The sequence below is a fragment of the Klebsiella sp. GN_Kp190 genome, from assembly GCF_040061795.1.
GTDB classification, from domain to species: Bacteria; Pseudomonadota; Gammaproteobacteria; order Enterobacterales; family Enterobacteriaceae; genus Klebsiella; species Klebsiella michiganensis.
Genome location: NZ_JBEAFN010000054.1, coordinates 1 through 4,288 on the forward strand (window position 1 = coordinate 1; position 4,288 = coordinate 4,288).

At 49.8% G+C, this 4,288-nt stretch carries 4 protein-coding genes and 4 tRNA genes; 7 read left to right on the forward strand and 1 reads right to left on the reverse strand.

Translation table 11 applies throughout. The features are described from left to right. The first annotated feature begins 187 nt into the window (after nucleotides 1-187). Both murB and birA read left to right on the forward strand, forming a co-directional pair. Nucleotides 188-1,216 carry a UDP-N-acetylmuramate dehydrogenase gene (gene murB / locus ABLU67_RS23880; protein WP_064358951.1) on the forward strand — a complete coding sequence of 343 codons (1,029 nt, stop codon included), beginning with the start codon at nucleotides 188-190 and terminating at the stop codon, nucleotides 1,214-1,216. Next, nucleotides 1,213-2,175 (forward strand): bifunctional biotin--[acetyl-CoA-carboxylase] ligase/biotin operon repressor BirA, encoded by a 963-nt coding sequence (birA, locus tag ABLU67_RS23885; RefSeq protein ID WP_004097632.1) that lies wholly within the window; start codon nucleotides 1,213-1,215, stop codon nucleotides 2,173-2,175. The genes murB and birA overlap by 4 nt, the downstream gene beginning before the upstream one ends. A 25-nt stretch (nucleotides 2,176-2,200) precedes the next feature. Here the strand turns inward: birA and coaA are convergent, their stop codons facing one another. After that, nucleotides 2,201-3,151 carry a type I pantothenate kinase gene (coaA, locus tag ABLU67_RS23890; RefSeq protein ID WP_014227490.1) on the reverse strand — a complete coding sequence of 317 codons (951 nt, stop codon included), beginning with the start codon at nucleotides 3,149-3,151 and terminating at the stop codon, nucleotides 2,201-2,203. A gap of 439 nt (nucleotides 3,152-3,590) precedes the next feature. Here coaA and ABLU67_RS23895 point away from each other — a divergent pair. The 5 genes from ABLU67_RS23895 to ABLU67_RS23915 all read left to right on the forward strand — a co-directional run. Continuing rightward, nucleotides 3,591-3,666, forward strand: a tRNA-Thr gene (locus tag ABLU67_RS23895). Nucleotides 3,667-3,676: 10 nt separating this feature from the next. After that, nucleotides 3,677-3,761: transfer RNA gene (locus ABLU67_RS23900), tRNA-Tyr, on the forward strand. Nucleotides 3,762-3,880: 119 nt separating this feature from the next. Then, nucleotides 3,881-3,955: transfer RNA gene (locus ABLU67_RS23905), tRNA-Gly, on the forward strand. 5 nt (nucleotides 3,956-3,960) lie between these two features. Then, nucleotides 3,961-4,036, forward strand: a tRNA-Thr gene (locus ABLU67_RS23910). Nucleotides 4,037-4,152: 116 nt separating this feature from the next. After that, nucleotides 4,153-4,288: GTP-binding protein (locus ABLU67_RS23915; protein WP_009484166.1), on the forward strand; the 136-nt coding region annotated here is incomplete at its 3' end.

Genomic DNA, 4,288 nt, shown 5'->3' on the forward strand with positions numbered 1-4,288 from the left:
AGAGTAGGGAACTGCCAGGCATCAAACAAGTGAAGAGCCCATCCTGACGGATGGGCTTTTTGCGTTTTTGTCGCCTGAAATTGCCAGATTTTAGGCACGCCATGGTACCTGCTCCCCCTGACAATCAGGCAAGCCTTCCCTCGCTATATACGGTAAACTAATGCAGATTTTGCATCTGGAAGCCATTATGAGCCACTCACTTAAGCCCTGGAACACCTTCGGTATTGACCGTTCTGCCAAAGCGATTGTACGCGCCGAAACTGAAAAACAGCTACTGGATGCCTGGCAAAATGCCACCGCAGAGCGCCAGCCAACCCTGATCCTTGGTGAAGGAAGCAATGTTCTGTTCCTGAAGGATTATTCCGGTACGGTCATTATCAACCGTATTATGGGGATAGAAGTGAGTGAAACATCTGACGCGTGGCATTTGCATGTTGGTGCAGGAGAAAACTGGCATCAGCTGGTCCAGTTTGCGCTAAATAACGGAATGCCGGGCCTGGAAAATCTTGCTTTGATTCCTGGCTGCGCCGGCTCCTCGCCGATTCAAAATATTGGTGCTTACGGCGTTGAATTACAGAAGGTTTGCCGGTACGTCGACTGCATTGAGTTGGTCACGGGGGTGAAACAGCGTCTTTCCGCTGCTGAATGTCGCTTTGGCTACCGGGACAGTATTTTTAAACATGAATATCAGGACCGCTACGCCATTGTGGCGGTTGGTTTGGCGTTGCCAAAAGTCTGGCAACCCGTTTTGACCTACGGTGATTTAACCCGGCTCGATCCGCAAACCGTTACCCCGCAGCAGGTATTTGACGCCGTCTGTCATATGCGCATGACCAAACTCCCCGATCCAAAAGTGAATGGAAATGCGGGGAGCTTCTTTAAGAACCCGGTCGTTAGCGCGGACAAGGCGCAAGCGCTGCTGGCGACCTATCCGGGCATCCCTCACTATCCACAGCCGGATGGCAGTATGAAACTTGCCGCCGGCTGGCTTATCGATCAATGCCAGCTTAAAGGTAAAGTGATGGGTGGCGCAGCGGTGCATAGCCAGCAGGCGCTGGTATTGATCAATCAGCATCAGGCAACCAGTGAAGACGTGATTGAGCTGGCTCATTACGTACGCCAGCAGGTTGGTGAGAAGTTTAATATCTGGTTACAGCCGGAGGTGCGCTTTATCGGCGAAACGGGTGAAGTTAATGCCGAGGAGACCATCGCATGAAAGACTACACCGTTCCTTTGACGCTAATATCGATCCTGGCCGACGCTGAATTTCACTCAGGTGAACAGCTTGGCGAGCGTTTAGGGATGAGTCGGGCAGCAATCAACAAGCATATTCAAACGTTACGCGATTGGGGAGTTGACGTATTTACCGTTCCGGGTAAAGGCTACAGTCTCCCTGAGCCTATCCAGCTGCTGGATGAAGAGCAGATCGCCAGGCAGATCGAGCATGGCCGGGTCACCGTATTACCGGTGATTGATTCCACGAACCAGTATCTTCTGGACAGACTTAGCGAACTGCAATCGGGCGATGCCTGCGTGGCTGAGTATCAGCAGGCAGGTCGCGGCCGCCGCGGGCGCAAGTGGTTCTCGCCGTTTGGTTCTAACCTTTACCTTTCAATGTACTGGCGACTGGAGCAGGGCCCTGCTGCGGCTATAGGTTTGAGCCTGGTCATTGGGATCGTCATTGCCGAGGTGCTGCAAAGCCTGGGGGCGGATAAAGTTCGGGTGAAATGGCCAAACGATCTCTATTTACAGGATCGGAAGCTGTCCGGGATCCTGGTGGAACTGACGGGGAAAACCGGCGATGCTGCGCAGATAGTCAGCGGCGCGGGGATCAACCTCATGATGCGCCGGGTGGAGTCTGATGTTGTCAATCAGGGCTGGATCAGCCTCCAGGAGGCAGGGATCTCTATCGATCGTAATACGTTAGCGGCTTGTCTGATTAAAGAGCTGCGGGCGGGGTTTAAACTTTTTGAGAATGAAGGTCTGGCACCCTATCTCACCCGCTGGGAAAAGCTCGATAACTTTATTAATCGACCGGTTAAACTTATTATTGGCGATAAAGAGATCTTTGGTATTTCGCGAGGTATTGATGCTCAAGGCGCATTATTACTGGAGCAGGACGGGGTGGTAAAACCCTGGATTGGCGGTGAGATATCATTGCGCAGCGCTGAATAAAAAAAGGGAGCTAACGCTCCCTTTTTTATTTTCTTAAACGCACCTGATTTACCGAGTGGTTTGCGCTTTTGGTCATTATAAGGCTGGCTCGCTCGCGGGTTGGTAGAATGTTCTCTTTTAAATTCAAAAGATTAATCTCATTCCACAGCGATGTGGCAATATCAATTGCTTCATCTTTAGACAGCTGAGCATAGCTATGAAAATAGGAGTCCGGGTCGGTAAACGCGCCTTCGCGGAATTTCAGAAAACGATTGATATACCAGTTTTTTAGCAGTTCTTCAGGTGCATCGACGTAAATTGAAAAATCAACGAAGTCCGAAACAAATACATGATGCGGATCGTGTGGATAATCCATGCCGCTCTGCAGAACATTTAATCCCTCAAGAATTAATATATCAGGCTGCGTGACGGTTTTATCCCCATCAGGAATGACGTCGTAAATCAGATGTGAATAGACCGGCGCCGTAGCGTCAGGAACGCCGGATTTCAGGTCTGAGACGAATTTAACCAGGCGATGCATGTCATAAGACTGCGGGAAGCCCTTCTTCTTCATCAGGCCGCGTTCTTTCAATACCGCGTTAGGGTGCAGAAAACCATCTGTCGTGATTAATTCTACATGTCGATGTTCAGGCCAGCGGCTCAGCAATGCTTGCAGCACGCGCGCGGTAGTGCTCTTCCCGACCGCCACGCTACCCGCAATGCTAATGATGTAAGGAATACGTTGGCCGTTGGTGCCAAGGAATTGTTCCAGTACAGCCTGGCGGCGCAGATTAGAGCTGATATAGAAATTGAGTAAACGCGACAGCGGCAAATAAATTTCCGCTACTTCTTCCAGGGAAAGATCTTCGTTGATGCCTTTTAACCGCGTGATTTCTTCTTCTGTTAGCGTCATCGGAACGGAATCACGAAGCGCAGCCCATTGGTCGCGGTTAAATTGTAGATACGGTGTCATTAACGTTTGCTCTTTTAGGCTCATAAGCATGCTCTTGCAACCGCCGAATTACATGAAGGCGGGGTGCTTCACACTAGTTAATCAGGACAATGGGCAGGAGGGTAACACCAGATTGCGAGGAATAATAAGAAAAAAACTCATTGAATGATGCTTTCTAAAGGTAGCATCACAGAGATGAATGGTTTGGTAAGGGGATATAAAGTTCTCAGCAGAGACCCGTGGGTTATTCATTGAATCGGGTGGTCAGGTGATGGGGTATCGATGCCGCTTTAACGACTTCACTCTACTTTTAGCCCTCCTCGGCAACCCTATCCGTGAGGAAGATTGGCGTATTTTTGTCCTGCTCTGTTTGAAATTACACCATTTTTTCTCGTTTGAGCACAAAATGTGAGCAATAGAACATTTTCTGCAATTTTTTAGTTGCATGAACTCGCAGGTCTCCCTAGAATGCGCGCTACTTGATGCCGACTTAGCTCAGTAGGTAGAGCAACTGACTTGTAATCAGTAGGTCACCAGTTCGATTCCGGTAGTCGGCACCATCAAGTGCCTGGTGGGGTTCCCGAGCGGCCAAAGGGAGCAGACTGTAAATCTGCCGTCATCGACTTCGAAGGTTCGAATCCTTCCCCCACCACCATCTTTCGGCAACGCTTTGCGGAGCCAGAGTTGATTGGTTAAACTGGTCAGCTCAAACAAAAAAAGAGACGCTTCTCTTTTTTTTGTTATAGAAAGAACTGGGTAGCCGAGTTTCAGGATGCGGGCATCGTATAATGGCTATTACCTCAGCCTTCCAAGCTGATGATGCGGGTTCGATTCCCGCTGCCCGCTCCAAACGTGCTGATATGGCTCAGTTGGTAGAGCGCACCCTTGGTAAGGGTGAGGTCCCCAGTTCGACTCTGGGTATCAGCACCACTTCTTTATCTCTCCTCCCCTGTTTCTCTCTTGTTTATTGCATTCAACAAGTCGGGCATGTTGCCCGGTTGATGTGGTGATATCACCGATTTATCCGTGTCTTAGAGGGACAATCGATGTCTAAAGAAAAGTTTGAACGTACAAAACCGCACGTTAACGTCGGTACTATCGGCCACGTTGACCATGGTAAAACAACGCTGACCGCTGCAATCACTACCGTTCTGGCTAAAACCTACGGTGGTTCTGCTCGCG